16 protein-coding genes are annotated in these 19,360 nt (G+C 71.5%); 8 read left to right on the forward strand and 8 right to left on the reverse strand.

The annotated features are described in order from the left end of the window. Nucleotides 1-135 precede the first annotated feature (135 nt). From ACQPWW_RS28140 to ACQPWW_RS28150, 3 genes are all read left to right on the forward strand, one after another. On the forward strand, nucleotides 136-1,194 hold the full coding sequence (locus ACQPWW_RS28140) for a mechanosensitive ion channel family protein (protein ID WP_433126679.1): 1,059 nt from the start codon (nucleotides 136-138) through the stop codon (nucleotides 1,192-1,194). Nucleotides 1,195-1,428: 234 nt separating this feature from the next. Continuing rightward, nucleotides 1,429-2,814 (forward strand): MFS transporter, encoded by a 1,386-nt coding sequence (locus ACQPWW_RS28145; RefSeq protein WP_433126680.1) that lies wholly within the window; start codon nucleotides 1,429-1,431, stop codon nucleotides 2,812-2,814. 97 nt (nucleotides 2,815-2,911) lie between these two features. Beyond that, the gene (locus ACQPWW_RS28150) at nucleotides 2,912-3,340 is read left to right on the forward strand and encodes a globin (protein ID WP_433126681.1); all 429 of its coding nucleotides are present in this window, start codon (nucleotides 2,912-2,914) and stop codon (nucleotides 3,338-3,340) included. A gap of 19 nt (nucleotides 3,341-3,359) precedes the next feature. Here the strand turns inward: ACQPWW_RS28150 and ACQPWW_RS28155 are convergent, their stop codons facing one another. The 4 genes from ACQPWW_RS28155 to ettA all read right to left on the reverse strand — a co-directional run bounded on the left by ACQPWW_RS28155 (nucleotide 3,360) and on the right by ettA (nucleotide 6,942). Then, complete coding sequence (locus ACQPWW_RS28155) at nucleotides 3,360-3,944, reverse strand: YbjN domain-containing protein (protein WP_357254622.1); 585 nt, start codon at nucleotides 3,942-3,944, stop codon at nucleotides 3,360-3,362. Nucleotides 3,945-4,075: 131 nt separating this feature from the next. Further along, nucleotides 4,076-4,810: a hypothetical protein gene (locus ACQPWW_RS28160; protein ID WP_433126683.1), complete on the reverse strand. Its 735-nt coding sequence runs from the start codon at nucleotides 4,808-4,810 to the stop codon at nucleotides 4,076-4,078. Beyond that, nucleotides 4,807-5,253: an acyl-CoA thioesterase gene (locus ACQPWW_RS28165; protein WP_355029006.1), complete on the reverse strand. Its 447-nt coding sequence runs from the start codon at nucleotides 5,251-5,253 to the stop codon at nucleotides 4,807-4,809. The genes ACQPWW_RS28160 and ACQPWW_RS28165 overlap by 4 nt, the downstream gene beginning before the upstream one ends. Before the next feature lie 12 nt (nucleotides 5,254-5,265). Continuing rightward, nucleotides 5,266-6,942: an energy-dependent translational throttle protein EttA gene (ettA, locus tag ACQPWW_RS28170; RefSeq protein ID WP_433126684.1), complete on the reverse strand. Its 1,677-nt coding sequence runs from the start codon at nucleotides 6,940-6,942 to the stop codon at nucleotides 5,266-5,268. 210 nt (nucleotides 6,943-7,152) lie between these two features. Here ettA and ACQPWW_RS28175 point away from each other — a divergent pair, with 210 nt between their 5' ends. The 4 genes from ACQPWW_RS28175 to otsB all read left to right on the forward strand — a co-directional run bounded on the left by ACQPWW_RS28175 (nucleotide 7,153) and on the right by otsB (nucleotide 11,965). Then, nucleotides 7,153-7,437, forward strand: coding sequence for a hypothetical protein (locus ACQPWW_RS28175; protein WP_433126686.1), 285 nt, complete (start codon nucleotides 7,153-7,155; stop codon nucleotides 7,435-7,437). Then, nucleotides 7,430-7,816: a hypothetical protein gene (locus ACQPWW_RS28180; RefSeq protein WP_433126687.1), complete on the forward strand. Its 387-nt coding sequence runs from the start codon at nucleotides 7,430-7,432 to the stop codon at nucleotides 7,814-7,816. The genes ACQPWW_RS28175 and ACQPWW_RS28180 overlap by 8 nt, the downstream gene beginning before the upstream one ends. A gap of 142 nt (nucleotides 7,817-7,958) precedes the next feature. Then, nucleotides 7,959-9,359: an alpha,alpha-trehalose-phosphate synthase (UDP-forming) gene (locus ACQPWW_RS28185; protein WP_030488230.1), complete on the forward strand. Its 1,401-nt coding sequence runs from the start codon at nucleotides 7,959-7,961 to the stop codon at nucleotides 9,357-9,359. A gap of 26 nt (nucleotides 9,360-9,385) precedes the next feature. Further along, the gene (gene otsB, locus ACQPWW_RS28190) at nucleotides 9,386-11,965 is read left to right on the forward strand and encodes a trehalose-phosphatase (RefSeq protein ID WP_433134613.1); all 2,580 of its coding nucleotides are present in this window, start codon (nucleotides 9,386-9,388) and stop codon (nucleotides 11,963-11,965) included. Between the two features lie 73 nt (nucleotides 11,966-12,038). Here the strand turns inward: otsB and ACQPWW_RS28195 are convergent, their stop codons facing one another. From ACQPWW_RS28195 to cobC, 4 genes are all read right to left on the reverse strand, one after another. Further along, nucleotides 12,039-13,325 (reverse strand): hypothetical protein, encoded by a 1,287-nt coding sequence (locus ACQPWW_RS28195; protein ID WP_433126688.1) that lies wholly within the window; start codon nucleotides 13,323-13,325, stop codon nucleotides 12,039-12,041. Between the two features lie 315 nt (nucleotides 13,326-13,640). Continuing rightward, nucleotides 13,641-14,891, reverse strand: coding sequence for a uroporphyrinogen-III C-methyltransferase (gene cobA, locus ACQPWW_RS28200; protein ID WP_433126690.1), 1,251 nt, complete (start codon nucleotides 14,889-14,891; stop codon nucleotides 13,641-13,643). A gap of 43 nt (nucleotides 14,892-14,934) precedes the next feature. After that, nucleotides 14,935-16,020: a nicotinate-nucleotide--dimethylbenzimidazole phosphoribosyltransferase gene (gene cobT, locus ACQPWW_RS28205; protein ID WP_433134615.1), complete on the reverse strand. Its 1,086-nt coding sequence runs from the start codon at nucleotides 16,018-16,020 to the stop codon at nucleotides 14,935-14,937. Beyond that, nucleotides 16,020-17,105: an Rv2231c family pyridoxal phosphate-dependent protein CobC gene (gene cobC / locus ACQPWW_RS28210; RefSeq protein WP_433126692.1), complete on the reverse strand. Its 1,086-nt coding sequence runs from the start codon at nucleotides 17,103-17,105 to the stop codon at nucleotides 16,020-16,022. Before cobC ends, cobT begins: the two co-directional genes overlap by 1 nt. A gap of 121 nt (nucleotides 17,106-17,226) precedes the next feature. Here cobC and ACQPWW_RS28215 point away from each other — a divergent pair, with 121 nt between their 5' ends. Next, complete coding sequence (locus ACQPWW_RS28215) at nucleotides 17,227-19,356, forward strand: transglycosylase domain-containing protein (protein ID WP_433126694.1); 2,130 nt, start codon at nucleotides 17,227-17,229, stop codon at nucleotides 19,354-19,356. Nucleotides 19,357-19,360: the final 4 nt, after the last annotated feature.

Below are 19,360 nucleotides of genomic sequence, written 5' to 3' on the forward strand. Positions count from 1 at the left end.
ATTGCACGCACTAATCCGGGGCCGGGTACGAAGCTCTCTCCCGCACCTGTCACGATGGCCGGTTCGCCCCGTTCCGGCCATGCCCTCGGCGGCAGGTCACCCGGCCGGTGGGTCGGCGGAGGGCGCTCGGGCCTCTTGCGGTACGAAGACAGGGTGAGTGCCGCCAGCGTGACGCCCCTTGCCCTGTCCACCGTCGGGTCGGTGAACTGCCAGGGCAGTTCCTCCTGCGAGTTCCTGTACGACCTGACCAGCTCGGCCTGGTTCGCCGAGGGCAGTTACTGGATCCTGCTCAAGCCGTTGCGGGTGCTGCTGATCCTGGCGCTGGCGATGGTGGCCCGCTGGGCGGTGCACCGCACTATCAACCGGTTGGTCCGGACGACGACCGACGGCGCGGTGCCGACGATGCTGCGGCCGCTGCGCGAGCGGGTGCCCAGCGCGGCGGTCGACCCCACCGAGTTCGTGCCCGAGCGGCGACGGCAGCGGGCCGAGGCGATCGGCTCGGTGTTGCGCAGCCTGACCACCGCGTTCGTCTTCGGCATCGCGCTGCTGATGATCCTGCGTGAGTTCAGCTTCGACCTGGCCCCGCTGCTGGCCAGCGCGGGGATCGCCGGCGTCGCGTTGGGCTTCGGCGCACAGAGCCTGGTCAAGGACCTGATCGCCGGCCTGTTCATGCTCATCGAGGACCAGTACGGCGTGGGCGACAATGTCGACCTGGGCGAGGCGATGGGCGTGGTCGAGGCGGTCGGGCTGCGGGTGACCACAGTGCGCGACGGTCGCGGGGTGCTCTGGTACATCCGCAACGGCGAGATCGTCCGGGTGGGCAACAAGAGCCAGGGCTGGGCCCTCGTGGTGGTGGACCTGCCGATCGGCTTCAACAGCACCGAGGAGGCCACCGCCGTCCTGCGGACCGCGGCGGCCTCGGTCGCGATGGACCCGGAGCTGTCACCGGAGATCGTCGAGGCGCCGGAGGTGCTCGGTGTCGAGCAGGTGACGGTGGACGGCGCGGTCATCCGGACGGTGGTGAAGACGACCGCGGACGGGCAGTTCGCGGTGGGGCGGGAGCTGCGTCGGCGGCTGGCCGAGGCGCTGGAGAACTCGGGGATCACCGCGCAGATCGCGGCGGCCCGCATCTTTCCCGGCCTTCCCAGCCGGCCGTTGCCCGACGGTGAAACTGGTCAGGGCGGTGCCACCTGACCCACCCGTCACTGTCCTCGGATTCAGGGGTCGCGAGCCGCCCGGCCCCTCAGGTATCGTCCGTTCGTTCAGTCGGGGAAGCGACGAATGACCCGTTCGACCTAGATAGTTGTCAGACGATCGGGCAGAATCCGGAGCACGCGTTCCCGCCAAAGCGTGATCACAACCTCGCTGATCCGTAGATCTGACGAGCGCTTCCGGCCGGGCTGCCACGAGCGGCCGACCCGGAGGCCGATGGAGGCGACGGTGCCCGACGAGCGACCTTCCGCGGAAGGCCCAGCTACTTTTCGCGAAGTGTTCGCCCAGCACGAGTTCCGCGCCGTGTTCCTGGCGGGCGCTCTCTCCTGGGTCGGCGACTACGTCGCGAAGGCCGCCGTCACCCTGCTCGTCTACCAGAAGACCGAGTCGGTAGGGCTTTCCGCGGCTGCCTTCGCTGTCAGCTTCCTGCCCTGGCTGCTCGGTGGTCCGGTGCTCGCCGCGCTCGCGGAGCGGTACCCGTACCGGCGGGTGATGGTGTCGTGTGACCTCATCCGGATGGCGCTGATGCTGCTCATCGCCATCCCGCAACTGCCGTACCAGGCGGTGCTGGTGCTCATCTTCGCCGCCACGCTGGCCAATCCGCCGAGCCAGGCGGCGAAGTCCGCGTTGATGCCGCAGATGCTCGCTGGGGACCGGCTGGTGCTCGGGCTGTCGCTGAACGGCAGCGTGGGGCAGGCCGCCCAGATCGTCGGGTACGTGCTCGGCGCCGCCGTCGCCTCGATCGACCCGCAGGTCGCGCTGCTGTTCAACGCGGCCACCTTCGGCGTCTCGGCGCTGCTGGTCCGCCTCGGGGTGCGAAACCGCTCGGCGGTGCCGAACCCGGCGCAGCGCAGCCACCTGCTGCAGGAGACCCGCCAGGGCTTCGCCATCGTGTTCGGCACGCCGGTGCTGCGGGCGATCGCGGTGCTGGTGTTCAGCGCGATGCTCTTCTCGATCCTCCCCGAGGGGCTGGCCGTCGGCTGGGCCAACGAGGAGGGCCACGGCGACATGAGCGCGAGCACGGCCCAAGCAGTGATCATGGTGGCCAGCCCTGTCGGTTTCATTCTCGGCGGCCTGCTGGTGAGCCGCCTGTTCGGGCCGGCACGCCGGCTGAAACTGATGCGGCCGCTCGCGGTGCTCGCCCCCCTGGTGCTGGTGCCGACGTTGCTCGATCTGCCCCCGCTGGCGGTGGCGCTGCTGGCGGCGCTCTGTGGGTTCGCGGTCGCCGGCATGCTGCCGATGGCGAACGGGCTCTTCGTCCAGGCCCTGCCCAACGGCTTCCGGGCCCGCGCCTTCGGGGTGATGGCGACCGGTGTCCAGGTCATTCAGGGTTTCGCGGTGCTGGCCACCGGGTTGATCGCCGACCACTTCGACAACATCCCCCTCGTGGTGGGGCTGTGGAGCGCGGCCGGCGTGGTGCTGATGGCGGTGGCCGCGCTGCGCTGGCCGGATCGGCAGGCGTTCAACGAGGCGATCGCGGCAGCCACGGCGGCCAATGCCGAGCCGCCCGACCACCCGGACGACCCTCCCACCGACGACACTGCGGCGGGGCCGCCCGAGCCGCGCACCGGTGACGGTCACCGCCGGCACGCGGTCACCTGACCCGACCCGCCCGTTGGGCCCAGGGCGTCGGCCGGCGTGATCCGACGCACGGTGCTCGGGTCGGTTCGGCGCACGGCACACCTGGCAGGATGGAACGGTGAACCCCGCAGGTGAATCCGAGCGTCCCGGTGCTTCGACGACCCTCTTCGAAGCGGTCGGCGGCGAGCCCACCTTCCGCAGGCTGGTCGACGAGTTCTATGCCGGCATCGCCACTGATCCGCTGCTGCGGCCCATGTACCCCGAGGATGACCTGGGGCCGGCCGCGGATCGGATGACCCTGTTCCTGATGCAGTACTGGGGTGGACCGAACACGTACTCCGCCCAGCGTGGCCACCCGCGACTGCGGATGCGGCACGCGCCGTTCCGGATCGGCGCGGCCGAGCGGGACGCCTGGCTACGGAACATGCGCCGCGCCGTGGACCGGCTCGACCTCGAGCCGGAGATCGCCACCACGCTCTGGGACTACCTGGAGCGGGCCGCGTACTTCATGGTCAACGCCGAGGAGGACCCGGCCAACGGCGGCTGAGCGCCGGGCCGAGGCCGCGTCAGAGCAGCGCGCCCTCGTCGTGCAGCCAGTCCACGAAGCTTGTGGCGACCGCCGCGCCGCAGTCGAGCATCTCGACGAGCAGCGCGTCGTGGGTGCCGGCGCCGAGTGGCACCTGAAGCTCGGCGTAGATCGGCAACTGCCCGCGCTCCGTCGGGTCGCCGATGTACGCCTTGCAGAACCGGCGGGTGTGGTTCCACTCGTTGACCACCCGATAGGCCCGGTCGGCCCAGTCCGGCGGGACCGTGGCGTGCGGGCGGGCCCGCATGACCAGGATCTCGTCCTCCGGCCCCTCGAGGGTGACCAGCACGGCGTGCCGCTCCCACATGGCCAGCAGGTTGCCGTCGCCATCGGCCAGGTAACGCACGTCGAGCAGGTCGAGTGCGTCGCAGACCCGGCGCAGACTCACCGGCTCCACGGTGGCCAGCATCTCGGTCAGCACCGGTCGCTCGCTGGCCGGGCAGTCGTCCCCCGGCTGGCGAGGGTTGGGCGGTCCGACCCGGACCGCGCTCTCCACTGTGATCCCGCTTCGGGTTTCCGGATCGCCGCCGTCGGCGGGACCGGGGCGCCATGACCACCACGGCATCGCTCGCGCACCTCACTCCCCAGCGGATCCAGTCGCCTACGGTGCGTTGGATCCGAGCATGGACGGTACCCGGACAGCCGAGTTGAAGCACCCCCCCAACGCCCGCCCCGGCCCAGAAGAATGAGCAGGGGTCATCCGTTCGGACGAGGGCTGAGGGGTGTCATCGCAAGATCCGTGGCCGTCTGCAACCACGCCGCTCCGTATGGTCCCACCAGGCCAACCCAACGTCCCGCCACCCGGACCTGAACGGTCGCCTCGTCGGGGCCGGTGGCCGGGCCGTCGGCGGCGCCGAGGAAGCCCATCCGGACCACCCCCTGCACCAGCCGCTGCGACACCTCGACCGGCGGGGCGGGCGGTCCGTCCGGCGTGACAAGCACCGCCACGTGGTCGAGCAGCGCGTCCCGCAGCGCCCGCTGGCCCACCGCGCGGCCGGCCACGCCCTGCTCGCTCGCCGTACGCAGGGTGCCCGCCGCCGCGGCCGCGATCCGCCGCAACTCGACGACGGGCAGCGCCTCCACCGTCCGGCTGCGCGCCGGGGGCAGCGGCCACCGCCACTGCGCGTCCCGGCGGACCGGCCGGGCCGGACCGCCGCGTTCCAGCTCGGCGAGCAGCTCCGCGGCAGCCACGGTGACGTCCTCGGCGCTGCCGTCGGTCGGCCCGCCGGCCACCGTCCGGACCACGAGGACCTGCCACGGCAGACGGGCCCAGAGGGCGATCCGGCCGGGCACACCGGCCGACCGCAACCGGACCGGTGCGACCGGGTCCAGCCGGACCAGCCGGGCCAGGAAGGCGCCCGCGTCGGCCACCCCGGCCACCCCGTGTGCCGGGGTCGACGCCGCCGCCTGCCCCGTGCCCGGCCGGGTCACGCCAGGCCGCCCTGGGGCGCGTAGGTGAGCAGGAAGTCCCGTTCCTCCGGGGTGATCCGGCGGGGCACCTGGCGGGTCAGGTCGAACGGCACAAGCACCGAGCGGGCCCGGCTGGCCAGCACCTCGCCGTCGTACAGCTCGTAGGCGACGGTGAACCGGGAGGCCCGGATCTCCTCCACCCACAGCTCGATGCGGACGGTGGGCGCCGCCTCCGCGGTGGCCCGGCCCAGCGCGTAGTCGACAGGGCGCAGGTAGTCGACCTCGTGCCGACGGATCACCACCCCGTCGGCGAACGAGCCGACCCCCCAGGCCCGGCCACCGGCGAACATCAACGCCACCCGCGCCTCCTCGTACAGGGTGAGGAAGCGCGAGTTGTTGATGTGCCCGTACGCGTCCAGGTCGGACCAGCGCAGCGTGCAGTGGTAGACGAAGCGGTCAGACACCTTCTCGGCCGGTCAGTCGCGGGTCAGCTTGCGGTAGGTCACCCGGTGCGGCCGGGCAGCCTCCGCGCCGAGGCGGTCGATCTTGTTCTTCTCGTACGCCTCGAAGTTGCCCTCGAACCAGAACCACCGGGACGGGTCCTGGTCGTCGCCCTCCCAGGCCAGGATGTGCGTGGCGACCCGGTCCAGGAACATCCGGTCGTGCGAGATGACCACGGCGCAGCCGGGGAACTCCAGCAGCGCGTTCTCGAGGCTGGACAGCGTCTCCACGTCCAGGTCGTTCGTCGGCTCGTCGAGCAGGATGACGTTGCCGCCGATCTTCAGGGTCAGCGCCAGGTTGAGCCGGTTGCGCTCACCGCCGGAGAGCACCTTCGTCGGCTTCTGCTGGTCCGGGCCCTTGAAGCCGAACGCCGCGATGTACGCCCGGGACGGCATCTCGACCTTGCCCACCATCAGGTAGTCCAGCCCGTCGGAGACGACCTCCCAGACGGTCTTGTCGCCGTTGAGGCCCTCGCGGTTCTGGTCGACGTACGACAGCGAGACCGTCTCGCCGACCCGGACCGACCCGCCGGTCGGCTGCTCCAGCCCGACGATGGTCTTGAACAGCGTGGTCTTGCCGACGCCGTTGGGGCCGATGATGCCGACGATGCCGTTGCGCGGCAGCGAGAACGACAGGTTGTCGATCAACAGCCGGTCGCCGAAGCCCTTGCTGAGGTCGACCGCCTCGATCACCGTGCTGCCCAGGCGCGGGCCCGGCGGGATCTGGATCTCCTCGAAGTCGAGCTTGCGGGTCTTCTCCGCCTCGTTGGCCATCTCGTCGTACCGGTCCAGGCGGGCCTTGGACTTGGTCTGCCGGGCCTTGGCGTTGGAGCGGACCCACTCCAGCTCCTCGGTGAGGCGCTTCTTCATCTTGGCGTCGCGGCGACCCTCGACGGCCAGCCGGGCGGCCTTCTTCTCCAGGTAGGTGGAGTAGTTGCCCTCGTAGCCGATGGCCCGGCCGCGGTCCAGCTCCAGGATCCAGCCGGCCACGTTGTCGAGGAAGTACCGGTCGTGGGTGATCGCCATGACGGTGCCGGCGTACTTGGCCAGGTGCTGCTCCAGCCAGGAGACGCTCTCCGCGTCCAGGTGGTTGGTGGGCTCGTCGAGCAGCAGCAGGTCGGGCGCCTCCAGCAGCAGCTTGCAGAGCGCGACCCGGCGGCGCTCACCACCGGAGAGCTGGGTCACGTCGGCGTCCGGCGGCGGGCAGCGCAGGGCGTCCATTGCCAGTTCGAGCTTGGAGTCGACGTCCCAGGCGTCGAGGTGGTCCAGCTCCTCCTGGAGCTTGCCCATCTCCTCCATCAGCTCGTCGGAGTAGTCGGTCGCCATCTGCTCGGCGATCTTGTTGAACCGCTCCAGCTTGGCCTTGGTCTCGGCAACCGCCTCCTCGACGTTGCCGAGCACGGTCTTGGCCTCGTTGAGCGGGGGTTCCTGGGCGAGCATGCCGACGGTGTAGCCGGGCATGAGGCGCGCCTCGCCGTTGCTCGGCTTGTCCAGTCCTGCCATGATCTTGAGGAGGCTGGACTTACCGGCGCCGTTCGGACCGAGCACACCGATCTTGGCTCCCGGCAGGAAGCTCAACGTCACGTTGTCGAGCACGACCTTGTCGCCGTGCGCCTTGCGGGCCTTTTCCAGGACGTAGATGTACTGGGCCACGGTGCGGGCTACCTCCGTCGGTTGCTGTCGCTGATCGGCTGCGCGGCGCGGGCTGCGAGGACCGCCCGCCGCCGCCGGCCGGGAGCCGGCCGCGCGCACGCCACCGTCAATCCTGACAGGTACGCCGCGCTTCGCCCACATCACCCCGCCCGAGGAGTACGCGGGTGAGCTTCCTTGCCGACCGTGGTATCACCCGTTAGCGTCCGTGGTATGACCAAGAAGATCGCCATCAGCGTGCCGGATGACGTGGCGGAGCGGCTGGCCGAGGAGTCCAACGTCTCGGCCTTCATCACCGACTCGGTTCGTCAGCGGATGGCTGTCGAGCGCACCCGACGGGCACTTCGTCAGGTGGGCTTCCAACTCACTGACGAAGGTCTCGCCGAGGCGGGCAGGAAGCTCGACGAGGCACACGCGAAGATCACTCCGGAGTTGCGCGCGAAGGCAGCCGCCCTGCTGAGCGAGGCATCTCGCGGACGGATGACGATTCGTGACTGACGCAGGTCTCGTGCTCGACACCGCCTGCCTCCTCGCCTACTCCGAAGGCGTGGAGGTGGTCGGGGAGCAGATCGCGAAGGTCGCGGACAAGCGACTGGCCGTGATCGTCCCGGCGCTCTGCCTGGCCGCCGCGTACCGCCAGGTGACCCACGACGGGTGGCCCCTGCTCGACATTGTCGGCGACCTGGAGCAGGTCGTCGTGACACCCGTGGAGCACGACATGTGCGCGATCCTGGGCGGCTGGTCACGAACCCTCGGCGGCATGGATCTGGCCCAGGCCGCGATGGAGGCCGCGAGGGCGACCACACCGATCATGACGGATCGGCGGGAGTTGCTCGGTGAGGTGTTGCCCAAGGAATGGCCGATCATCGACCTCTGAGCCCAGCCTGCCGACAAGATCACCTTCAGGATTTCGAGGAGTACGAGGCGGGTAGGAGACTCCGGCACGGGGCACCAGACGCCGCAGCTACGCTCAGTACGCTCATGGCGGTGGACCCGTCAGTACCCGGAGGTGGCCGATCGTGACCGTCCGTAGCTCCTTTGTCGTAGTGGCGAACCGTCTGCCGGTCGACGAGGTGAGCACTCCCGAGGGCCGACAGTGGCGACGCAGCCCTGGCGGGCTGGTCACCGCGCTGCACCCGGTGCTCGCCGAACACCAGGGCACCTGGGTCGGCTGGGCCGGTGGCACCGGTGCCGCCCCCGAGCCGTTCGACCTGGAGGGGATCCGGCTGCACCCGGTCCCGCTGAGCGCCGAGGAGCTGGAGCGCTACTACGAGGGCCAGTCCAACGCGACGATCTGGCCGCTCTACCACGACGCGGTCGAGACACCGGCCTACAAGCGCCGCTGGCGGGAGGCGTACCGCCTGGTCAACGCGCGGTTCGCGGAGGCCGCCGCGGACGTGGCGGCCGAGGGCGCGACGGTCTGGGTGCAGGACTACCAGCTCCAGTTGGTCCCGGCGATGCTCCGTGAGCTGCGCCCGGACCTGCGGATCGGGTTCTTCCTGCACATCCCGTTCCCGCCGATCGAGCTGTTCATGCAGATGCCGTTCCGCACCGAGATCCTGCGCGGCCTGCTCGGCGCCGACCTTGTCGGTTTCCAGCAGCGGTTGGCCGCACAGAACTTCGTCCGGCTGGCCCGGCACCTGCTCGGTCTGCGCTACGAGGGGCAGATGATCCAGGTCGACGGTCGGCAGGTGAAGGCGGGCGCCTTCCCCATCTCGATCGACACCCAGGAGATGGAACGGATGGCCGCCGACCCGGCGATCCAGGCGCGGGCCAAGCAGATCCGCGCCGAGCTTGGCGACCCGAAGACGATCATCCTGGGCGTGGACCGGCTGGACTACACAAAGGGCATCGAGTTACGACTCAAGGCCTTCCGCGAGTTGCTGGCTGACGGAAAGTTGACAGTTCCCGACGCGGTTATGGTGCAGGTGGCCACACCGAGCCGCGAGCGGGTCGAGCACTACCAGGCACTACGGGTCAAGGTCGAGCGCGAGGTTGGCCGGATTAATGGCGAATTCGGCCGGGTCGGCGTGCCGGCCGTGCATTACCTGCATCAGTCGTACAGTCGCAGTGAACTGGCCGCGATGTACGTTGCCGCCGACGTGATGATGGTGACACCGCTACGCGACGGCATGAACCTGGTGGCCAAGGAGTACGTGGCGTCGCGCGCCGACCAGGGTGGCGCGCTCGTGCTCAGTGAGTTCGCTGGCGCCGCAACGGAGCTGCGTCAGGCATTTCTGTGTAACCCGCACGACCCGGACGCGGTCAAGGACGCCCTGCTCCGGGCAGTGCACGTGGAGAAAACCGAGGCACGCCGCCGGATGCGGACAATGCAACGTCACCTGCGTACCCACGACGTGGGCCACTGGGCCAAGTCTTTCCTCTCCGAACTTGGAGTTCCCGAGGCGGAGGCCGAGTGAACACGACCGTCAACGATGGCGCGGCGATGGCCACCGGGGTGATGGACCCCGAGCTGCGCTCCGCCATCGGCCGGATCGCCCGGGTCCCCCAGCTCCTTGTCGCCTGCGACTATGACGGCACACTGGCGCCGATCGTGGAGGACCCGAGCACAGCCGTCCCGCTGCCCGAGTCGGTAGCCGCGGTCCGCGCGCTCGCCGCGCTGCCGCAGACCACAGTGGCGGTCGTCTCCGGCCGGGCGCTGCGCGACCTGGCCGCGCTGTCCCGGCTGCCCAGCGAGGTGCACCTCGTCGGCAGCCACGGCTCCGAGTTCGACATCGGCTTCGTCGAGCGGCTCTCCCCCGAGTTGGTGGCGGTGCGCACCCGGGTCCGCAACGCGCTGCGCGAGATCGCCGCCGAGCACCAGGGCATCCGGCTGGAACGCAAGCCGGCAAGCGTGGCCATGCACACCCGAGGGGTCGACCCGCAGGTCGCCGCCGCCGCCATCGAGGCGGTCCGCAACGGCCCGGCCACCTTCGACGGTGTCACGGTGACCCAGGGCAAGGAGGTCATCGAACTCTCCGTCGTGGCCACCCACAAGGGCACCGCGCTCGACCAACTGCGGACCCAGCTCGCCGCCAGCGCGGTGCTGTTCATCGGCGACGACATCACCGACGAGAACGCGTTCGGCCACCTGCACGGTCCCGACCTCGGCATCAAGATCGGCCCCGGCGACACCCAGGCCGGCTACCGGGTCGGCGACCCGCTGGAGGCCGCCCGCGCGCTGGCGCTGCTGCTGGAGACCCGGCGGCACTGGCTGTTCGGCGAGCGGGCGGTGCCGATCGAACGGCACTCCATGCTGGCCAACGGTCGTACCGTCGCTCTGCTCACCCCCGAGGCGAAGGTGAGCTGGCTCTGTCACCCCAAGCCGGACTCGGCGGCGATCTTCGCCGACCTGGTGGGTGGCAGCCCGGCCGGTCACTTCAGCGTCGCCCCGGAACGCGGCGGCATCCCCCTGGGCCAGCGCTACCGCTCCGGCACGATGACGGTGGAGACCCGGTGGTCCGGGCTCACCGTCACCGACTGGCTGGACAAGCCGGCCCGGGAGACCACCCCGGACGACAGCCCGGCGGTCATCACCGGCGACTCGACACTGATCCGGGTGCTCACCGGCAGCGGCAAGGCCCGGGTGGAGTTCGCGCCGAGGCCCGAATTCGGTCAGGTCGCCGTGCAGTTGCAGCCACTCGGCGACGGCCTGCTGGTGCTGGGCTCCAACGAACCTGTCGCGCTCTACGCCCCCGGCGTGGAGTGGGAGGTCGGCAACGACGGCGGGTACGAGACCGCGAAGGCGATCGTCGACCTGTCCGCCGCCGGTGGGCAGGTCGTGCTGGAGCTGCGCTTCGGCACGCACAGCCTGGAACACCACCGGGTGCCGATCCACGAGCGGCAGGCTGCGGCCGAGCAGCCGTGGAAGGACTGGGTGGCGTCACTGCGGTTGCCGTCCACCGCCCGAGACCTGGTCGCGCGCAGCGCCCTCACCCTGCGTGGGCTCTGCCACGAGGCCACCGGCTCGATCCTGGCCGCGGCCACCACCTCGCTCCCCGAGGAGTTGGGCGGCGTCCGCAACTGGGACTACCGCTACTGCTGGCTGCGCGACGCCGCACTGACCGCCCGCGCGCTCGTCGACCTGGGCTCCGTCGAGGAGGCCGAGGCGCTGCTGCGCTGGGTGGACGGCTGCATCGAGCGCACCGGCGGCCACCCGGAGCGTCTGCACCCGCTCTACACCATCGACGGGTACGAGCTGGGCGCCGAAGCGGTAATCGACACGCTGCCCGGGTACGCCGGCTCCCGGCCGGTCCGGGTCGGCAACCTCGCCAACCACCAGCTCCAGCTCGACGTCTTCGGCCCGATCGCCGACCTGATCGCGGCCGTCGCCGACGCTCGCGGCTCGGTCCGGGACGACGAGTGGCGGGTCCTGGAGAACATGGTCGAGGCGGTCCGCCGCCGTTGGCACGAGCCCGACCACGGCATCTGGGAGGCGCGGCTACCACCCCGGCACCACGTCTTCTCCAAGGTGATGTGCTGGATGACAGTCGACCGGGCGCTGCACGTCATGCGCGAGCACGGCGGCGAGGACCGGCCCGAGTGGAAGGACCTGCGCGACCGGATCGGCGCGAACGTCCTGGAGCAGGGTTGGCACTCCGACGTCGAGGCGTACAGCGTCGCGTACGGGGACGAGGACATGGACGCCTCGTCGCTCTGGATCGGGCTCTCCGGCCTGCTCCCGGGTGACGACCCGCGCTTCCTGTCCACCGTCCTGCGCATCGAGGCGGACCTGCGCAGCGGCCCGGTCGTCTACCGCTACCACTGGGACGACGGCCTGCCCGGCCGCGAGGGCGGCTTCCACATCTGCACGGCGTGGCTGATCGAGGCGTACCTGCGCACCGGCCGCCGCACCGACGCCGAGGAGCTGTTCGCACAGATGGTGCTCACCGCCGGTCCGACCGGGCTGCTCCCCGAGCAGTACGACCCGCTCGCCGAGCGCGGGCTGGGCAACCACCCGCAGGCGTACAGCCACCTCGGGCTGATCCGCTGTGCCCTGCTGCTGGACAACATGCTCAAGCAGTAGCCGACCGCTCGTCTGACGGGGCCGGAGCGCATGCTCTGGCCCCGTCAGTCGCCGCCACGCCGACAGACGTCAGTCAGTGCGGGTACGGCAGGCTCGGTTGCCACCCGTACAGGTGGGCGTTGAGGTCGGTGGGCACCGTCCAGTGCACGTACGGCAGCACCGCGCTGCTGCCGGTGTGTATCAGGCACAGCAGTGGGGCGTCGCCGGTGTGGTCGAGCGCGAGCTTCGGTTTACGGGCCGCGCCGACGCCGCCGAGGCCGAACAGGACAACCGGATCCCGGACCGGCAGCCCCTGTGCCTGCCGGCCGTCACGCCAACTTCGGTACGCCGCGTCCAGCCGCCAGGGCGCGAGGTCGGCGAGACCGCGGTACAGGTTCGCCACCCAGGTCGGGGTGAGTTCGGCGTCGGAGAGCCGGTACGGCACCCCGGCCAGCAACGCGTCGAGCTCCGGATCCGTCTCTACCCCAGCGTTGGTCAGCGCCTCGGGCAACGCGCCACGGCGGACGGCCTCGACCGCAGGGGCGGCCTGCTCGACCCGATCGACCTGCCAGCGAAGCCCTGCCGGGGTGTTCGCCTGTCGGCGGTCCCACAGCCAGCGGGCGCTGTCCCAGCGATGCCGCTGGTTGGCCGGGATCAGGTCGTCGATGCCGATGACCAACTCCTCGCCCTCGACCCGTGCGGTGAGCCACCGGCCCCGCAGGTGCGGCCGCTGCTCGCCGTAGCCGGCGAGTGCGACCACTGCGGACCGCAGGTAGGCACCGGTGTTCCCGCGCGGGAAGTGCCAGCACAACGCGGACAGGTCGATGGCGTCGAGGTCGGCGGCGGCCTCGTCCGACACCGCGTCGATCCGGACCAGCGGCGACGCCGCGTTGGCCTGGCGATGGTCGAACTGTCGACGGTCCCGGCGCTGCCGTATCTCGGCCCGCTCGACCGACGGGCTGACCGAGTACGCCGCCTTCTTCCCGGCCCACCGCAGCACCTCCGCCCCGGCCGCCTGCGGGTCGCCGAAGAGCCGGAACGCCAGCAGCTCGTACTCGTCGGACCCGTCGTCCTCGGTCACCTGCAGCTCGTACACCAGGTCGCCGGGCGAGTCCAGGTCGTAGGCGGTGTGCGGGTCACGGCCGAACTCGTTGCCAACGAGCGAGTCGCCCGGCCGTTGGCGATAGCCACGGACCACCGTGACCAGGACGGCCCACGAGCCGTCCGCGTCCGTGCACCTCAGAGTCCGGACCGGAGCATCGCGCCATCTCGAGGGGAGGTCCTCGAAGGTGGTGGTCAGGCCGGGGTTTCCGCACCTCAGCGCGACGGGTGTGAGCAGTTCCGTTCGCCACGTCTCGTGAGGATCCTTCACGGTGAGCATGAGCGACATTGTGTCGACAGCCACCGACACCCCCGCCACCGTGCCGGATCAACGAAGCGTGGTGGTTCCGAGTGTCGGTTAACGCCCCACTCGCCATCCCCTCACGCTTTGCTCTGCTTCATCACTCCACGCAACACAAACATCTTCGCCTGGTGCGTCGGGTGAAGCAGAGCAAAGCGTGCCCAGGAACCGTCCGATCTCGCGTCGGCGGCGCCACCAACGGCTGCGCTGGCCCGCACGGGCGGTGCCACCGTCCGTGCCGGAGGTGTGACCTCGTCTTCGTGGAATTAGCGCCGGAGCCCGCACGCGCGCCCCCTAGCCGTCGAGTGCGTTCACCACGTCTCCCACCACCACAACGGCGGGCGGGCGTAGGTCGGCGGTGAGCACATCGGCGGCCACCGTGCCGAGGGTGGACCGGAGCGCGCGTTGAGCGCCGGTGGTGGCCTCCTGGACGACGGCGGCCGGCGTCTGCGGCGACCGCCCGTGGGCGATCAGGGTGGCCGTGATGGCGGCGAGGTTCTTGAGCCCCATCAGGATCACCAGGGTGCCGCGTAGACCGGCGAGGGCCTCCCAGCGCACCAGCGAGGCCGGCGAGTCGGGTGCCACGTGCCCGGAGACCACTGTGAACTCGTGCGCCACCCCCCGGTGGGTGACCGGGATCCCGGCCGCGGCCGGCGCGGCGATCGAGCTGGTCACCCCCGGCACGACGGTCACCGGTACGCCGGCCTCCGCGCACGCCAGCAACTCCTCACCGCCCCGACCGAAGACGTACGGGTCGCCGCCCTTGAGCCGCACCACGAACGCACCGGCCAGCGCGCGGTCGACGAGGATCTGGTTGATCTCCTCCTGCGCCCGGGACGGCCCGTAGGGGATCTTCGAGGCGTCCACCAGCTCGACGTCGGGGCGCAGTTCGTCGAGGAGCAGGCCGGGCACCAGCCGGTCGGCCACCACCACGTCGGCCTCGGTGAGCAGCCGCCAACCCCGCACGGTGATCAGCTCCGGGTCACCCGGCCCCGCCCCGACCAGCGCCACCCGCCCGGCCTGCCGCCCGCCGGTCGGCCCGGTCGCGGCGTCGGGCCGGCTCCGCGTCGGAGCGGTCCCGTCCGGTGCCAGGCGGACGGCGAGGAGGTCGCGGACCGCGTCGCGGACGGTCATCGCCCGGCGGGGGTCACCGCCGCCGAGCACCGCCACGGTGACCGGGCCGTGCCGGGTCACCGCCGGGGTCCAGGCGGTGGCGGCCGTCCGGTCGTCGGCCCGGACGCAGAAGATCCGCCGCTCGGCGGCGACGGCGCTCACCGAAGCCGCCGCGATCGGGTCGTCGATTGCCACCTGGACCAGCCACGCGCCGTCCAGGTCCTCGGGCAGGAACCGGCGCGGCACCCAGTGCAGTCGACCCGCGTCGACCCGGGCCCGCAGCGCCGGGGTCAGCTCCGGGGCCACCAGCAGGACGTCCGCGCCAGCGTCCAGCAGCGCGGGCACCCGCCGGGTGGCGACCGCGCCGCCGCCCACCACGACCACCCGCCGCCCGTCGAGCCGCAATCCAAGGGGGTACGGATTGGAGGTCACGCCGCACCACCACCGCGGCGGACGGCTCGCTCGCTGCGCCCTGTCACTTCTCGGCCACCCCGGCGGAGTCGAAGGTGGCCACCTCGTGCAGCACCCGGACCGCGCCGGTGACCACGGGCAGCGCCAGCAGTGCGCCGGTGCCCTCGCCGAGGCGCAGCCCCAGGTCGATCAGCGGGTCGAGGCCGAGGTGCCGCAGCGCCACCGTCGCACCCGGCTCGGCCGAACGGTGCCCGGCGACCATCGCGCAGACCGCGTCCGGGGCGAACGCCGCTGCGGCGAGCGCTGCCGAGACCGCGATCACGCCGTCCAACAGCACCGGCGTGCGGCGGGCGGCGGCGCCCAGGATCAGGCCGGCCAGCGCGGCGTGCTCCAGGCCGCCGACGGCGGCCAGCACACCCAGCGGGTCGGCCGGGTCGGGAGCGTGCCGGGTCAGCGCGGCGCGCACCACGGCGACCTTGTGCGCGTAGGTCGGGTCGTCGATGCCGGTGCCCCGACCGGTGGCGTCGAGCGGGTCGGCGCCGGTGAACGCGGCGATCAGCGCGGCGGCCGGGGTGGTGTTGCCGATGCCCATGTCACCGGTGAGCAGGATGCCGGCTCCGGCGTCGATCAGCTCGTCGGCGATCCGGATGCCGGTCCGCAGCGCCGCCAGCGCCTCGTCGCGGGTGAGCGCGGCGGTCACCGTGAAGTCGCGGGTGCCCCGGCGGACCGACGCGGCAACCAGCCGGGGCACGGCCGGATCGAGCACCGCCGGACCGGCCGCGGGCTGGGCGGGCAGCGGGTGGGCCACCCCGACGTCGACAACGGTGACCGACGCGCCGGCCTGCCGGGCGAACGCGTTGACCACCGCACCGCCGGCCAGGAAGTTGCCGATCATCTGCCCGGTGACCTCCTGCGGCCACGGGCTCACCCCCTGGGCGTGCACCCCGTGATCGCCCGCGAAGATCGCGACGGCGGCCGGCTCGGGCAGCGGTGGCGGGCAGGCCCCGGCCAGGCCGGCGAGGCGTACCGACAGCTCCTCCAACGCGCCCAGCGAGCCCGCCGGCTTGGTCAGCCGGCCGTGCAGCTCGCGGGCGGCGGCCATGGCCGCTTCGTCCGCCGGTCGGATCGCCCCGATCGTGGTCTCCAGCATCATGCCTCCATGATCTCGCGCAGCGCCTCGATGAACGCGTCGGTCGTGTTTCGGTCGCGTACCGCCACCCGCAGCCAGTCCGGGCCGAGGCCGGGAAAGGTGTCACCCCGGCGCACCGCCCAGCCGCGCTCGCGCAGGGCGGCCCGGATCGCTGTCGCGCCCGGCACGTGCAGCAGGACGAACGCGCTGGCCGGGCGGCCGACGACGCGTACACCGGCCAGGGCGGCGAGGCGGGCGACCAGGTGGTCGCGGTCGGCGGCGAGAGCGGCGGCGATGGCGCGCTCGGCCTGGACCGCGACGTCGGTGGCGCAGGCCGACGCGGCGGCCAGCGCGGGCGTGGAGACGGCCCAGAGCGGCTGGACGGCGGCCAGCCGCGTCAGCAGGTCCGCGGCGCCGAGCAGGTAGCCGATCCGGAGGCCGGCCAGGCCCCACGTCTTGGTGAGGCTGCGCAGCACGAGCAGGCCGGGCAGGTCGCGCCGTTCGGCAAGCGACTCCGGTTCGCCGGGGTGCCCGGGGGCGATTGTGGTGTCGGCGAACGCCTCGTCGACAACCAGCACCCGGCCGGGGCGGGCCAGCGCGGCAAGCGTCCGCGCGGGGTGCAGCACCGAGGTCGGGTTCGTGGGGTTGCCGATCATCACCAGGTCGGCGTCGGCGGGCACCCGGGACGGGTCGAGCCGGAAGTCCTCTGCCGCGTCAAGCAGCACCCGCTCGACCGGGTGCCCGGCGGCCCGCAGCGCCGCCTCCGGCTCGGTGAACTGGGGGTGCACGACCACCGGCCGGCGCACCCCGCGCAGCGCCTGGGCGATCAGCACGAAGCCCTCGGCGGCGCCGGCGGTGAGCAGCACCTCGTTCGGGTGACGGCGGTGTCGGGCGGCGACGGCCGTCCGGGCCTGCGTCGGGTCCGGGTAGTGGGCCAGCTCGGTCAGGGTCGCGGCGATCGGGCCGGCCAACCAGGCGGGAGCCGGCGCGTGCCGGACATTGACGGCGAGGTCGATCAGCCCGGCGCCGACCTCCGCGTCGCCGTGGTGCGCGAGGTCCGGTTCGACCCCGGCGGCGGCGACCATCCCGGTCGGCTGATCAGACATGTCCGCGATCCTGCCGGGAAGGCGGCCGGTGGGACAGCGGATCCCGGCGTAAGCCACGTCACCACTCGCCGGTTTAAGAGTTCTTCTCAGGTACGAATCGGAAATGTCATAACTTGGCCATGTGAGTAATCGACCCCTTGCTGCCGCTGGTCGCCTCGTCCCTCTCCTTCGCGCCGGACTGATCGCCGGAATCGTGATCGCCGCCGTCGCGTACCCACTTGTCGCCCTCACCGGAATCGGCGCGAAGGCCACCGCGCACGCCGTGGAGCAGAAGACCAGGATCCTGACCACCGCCCTGCCCGCCGAGACCTCCTACGTCTACGCCCCGGACGGCAGGACCGTGCTGACCATGTTCTACGAGGAGTACCGGCAGTACACCAAGCTGTCGGACATGTCGCCGAACATCCAGCAGGCGATCGTCGCCGCCGAGGACTCCCGCTTCTACCAGCACCACGGCGTCGACCCGAAGGGCGTGGCCCGCGCCTTCGTGTCCAACGCCCGCTCCGGCGGCTCCCAGGGCGCGTCGACCCTGACCATGCAGTACGTCCGGATGGCCCTGCGGGACAGCGCGACCACGCCCAAGGAGGTCCAGGAAGCCACCCAGCAGACCAGCCTGCGCAAGGTCAAGGAGATGCGGATGGCGCTGGACCTGGAGAAGGAGATGAGCAAGGAGCAGATCCTGGAGCGCTACCTCAACTCGGCGTACTTCGGGCACCGGGCGTACGGCATCTACGCGGCCAGCGAGATCTTCTTCTCCAAGACCCCGAAGGACCTCACCCCGGTCGAGGCCGCCACCCTCGCCGGGCTGGTGAAGTCCCCGTCGGAGTACGACCCGGCCGACTCCGACCAGAAGGAGGCCACCGGGCGGCGCGACTACGTGCTGGACCGGATGAGCCAGCTCGGTTACCTCTCCCCCGACTCGGCGGCCGCCGCCAAGGCCGAGCCGATCCGGCTGAAGCTGACCACCCCGCCGCACGACTGCGCCGCGGTGACGGAGAAGTACAACAGCTGGGGCTTCGCCTGCGACTACCTGAAGAACTGGTGGAGCGCACAGCCCGCCTTCGGCGCGAACCCGCTGGAACGCATGGACAAGCTGCGCCGGGGCGGCTACCGCATCGTGCTCAGCCTCGACCCGAAGATCCAGGCGGCGGCGGAGAAGAACGTCGGCAGCAAGGAGGCCACCGGCAGCCCGTTCGCCAACGGGATCGTGGTCTCCGAGCCCGGCACCGGCCGGGTGAAGGCGATGGCGGTGAACCGGACGTACTCGCTGGACCTCAGCGAGAACCCGCAGAGTTCCAACCCCGAGGCCGGACCGAAGGTGAAGGCCAACTACCCGAACACCGTGGCGCCGCTGCTCGGCGGCGGTGACCTGGCGGGCTACCAGGCCGGGTCGACGTTCAAGATGTTCCCGATGCTTGCCGCGCTGGACTCGGGGATGACGCTGTCCACCTCGTTCAACGCCCCCTACCGGTACAAGTCGGCAGTCTTCGACGGATGGGCGCCCTCCAACGCCAGCGCCGCCATGACCGGCCAGCAGACCATGTGGTCCGGCTTCGGCAAGTCGGTGAACACGTACTTCGTGTGGCTGGAGGAGAAGGTCGGCGCGGACCGGGCGGTCCGGTTGGCCGAGCAGCTCGGGCTGCGGTGGCGCACCGACGTCGACCGGGAACAGGCGTCCCCGACCAAGGTGAAGAAGTGGGGCGCGTTCACCCTGGGCGTCTCCGACGCCACCCCACTGGAGATGGCGAACGCCTACGCCGCCATCGCCGCCGACGGCCGCTACTGCGAGGCGATCCCGGTGCAGTCGATCATGAACCGGGACGGCACGCCCACCACGTACGCCACGCCGAGCGGCATCCATCGCGAGGTGGCCAAACCACGCTGCCGGCAGGTGGTCAGCGCGGACGCCGCTCGCGCGGCCACCGACGCCGCCCGCTGCCCGACCGGAGACACCCCGGCGCGCGGCAGCTGCGGCGGCTGGTCCACCGCCGACAGCGTGCGCGGCACTGTCGGACGCCCGGTGGCCGGCAAGACCGGTACCACCGACAGCACCCGGTCCGCCTGGTTCGTCGGCTACACCCCGGAACTGGCCGCGGCGAGCTTCATCTCCGACCCGGACAACCCGTTCAACGCCGTCGGCGACGGGCAGTCCCAGATCCCGATCAAGGCGGTCGCGGAAACCCTCCGCGACGGCCTGAAGGGCACACCGACCCGCCAGTTCACCCCGCCGTCGGACGCGATCGTCGGCTGACCCG

The organism is Micromonospora sp. CA-240977, assembly GCF_050942285.1.
Classification (GTDB): domain Bacteria; phylum Actinomycetota; class Actinomycetes; order Mycobacteriales; family Micromonosporaceae; genus Micromonospora.

Coding starts and splice junctions, on each gene's coding strand:
- ACQPWW_RS28145 (WP_433126680.1), top strand. CDS start 1,429: ATGGAGGCGACGGTGCCCGACGAGCGACCTTCCGCGGAAGGCCCAGCT.
- otsB (WP_433134613.1), top strand. CDS start 9,386: ATGGCCACCGGGGTGATGGACCCCGAGCTGCGCTCCGCCATCGGCCGG.
- cobC (WP_433126692.1), bottom strand. CDS start 17,105: ATGTCTGATCAGCCGACCGGGATGGTCGCCGCCGCCGGGGTCGAACCG.
- ACQPWW_RS28155 (WP_357254622.1), bottom strand. CDS start 3,944: ATGCCGTGGTGGTCATGGCGCCCCGGTCCCGCCGACGGCGGCGATCCG.
- ACQPWW_RS28195 (WP_433126688.1), bottom strand. CDS start 13,325: ATGCTCACCGTGAAGGATCCTCACGAGACGTGGCGAACGGAACTGCTC.
- cobT (WP_433134615.1), bottom strand. CDS start 16,020: ATGCTGGAGACCACGATCGGGGCGATCCGACCGGCGGACGAAGCGGCC.
- ACQPWW_RS28175 (WP_433126686.1), top strand. CDS start 7,153: ATGACCAAGAAGATCGCCATCAGCGTGCCGGATGACGTGGCGGAGCGG.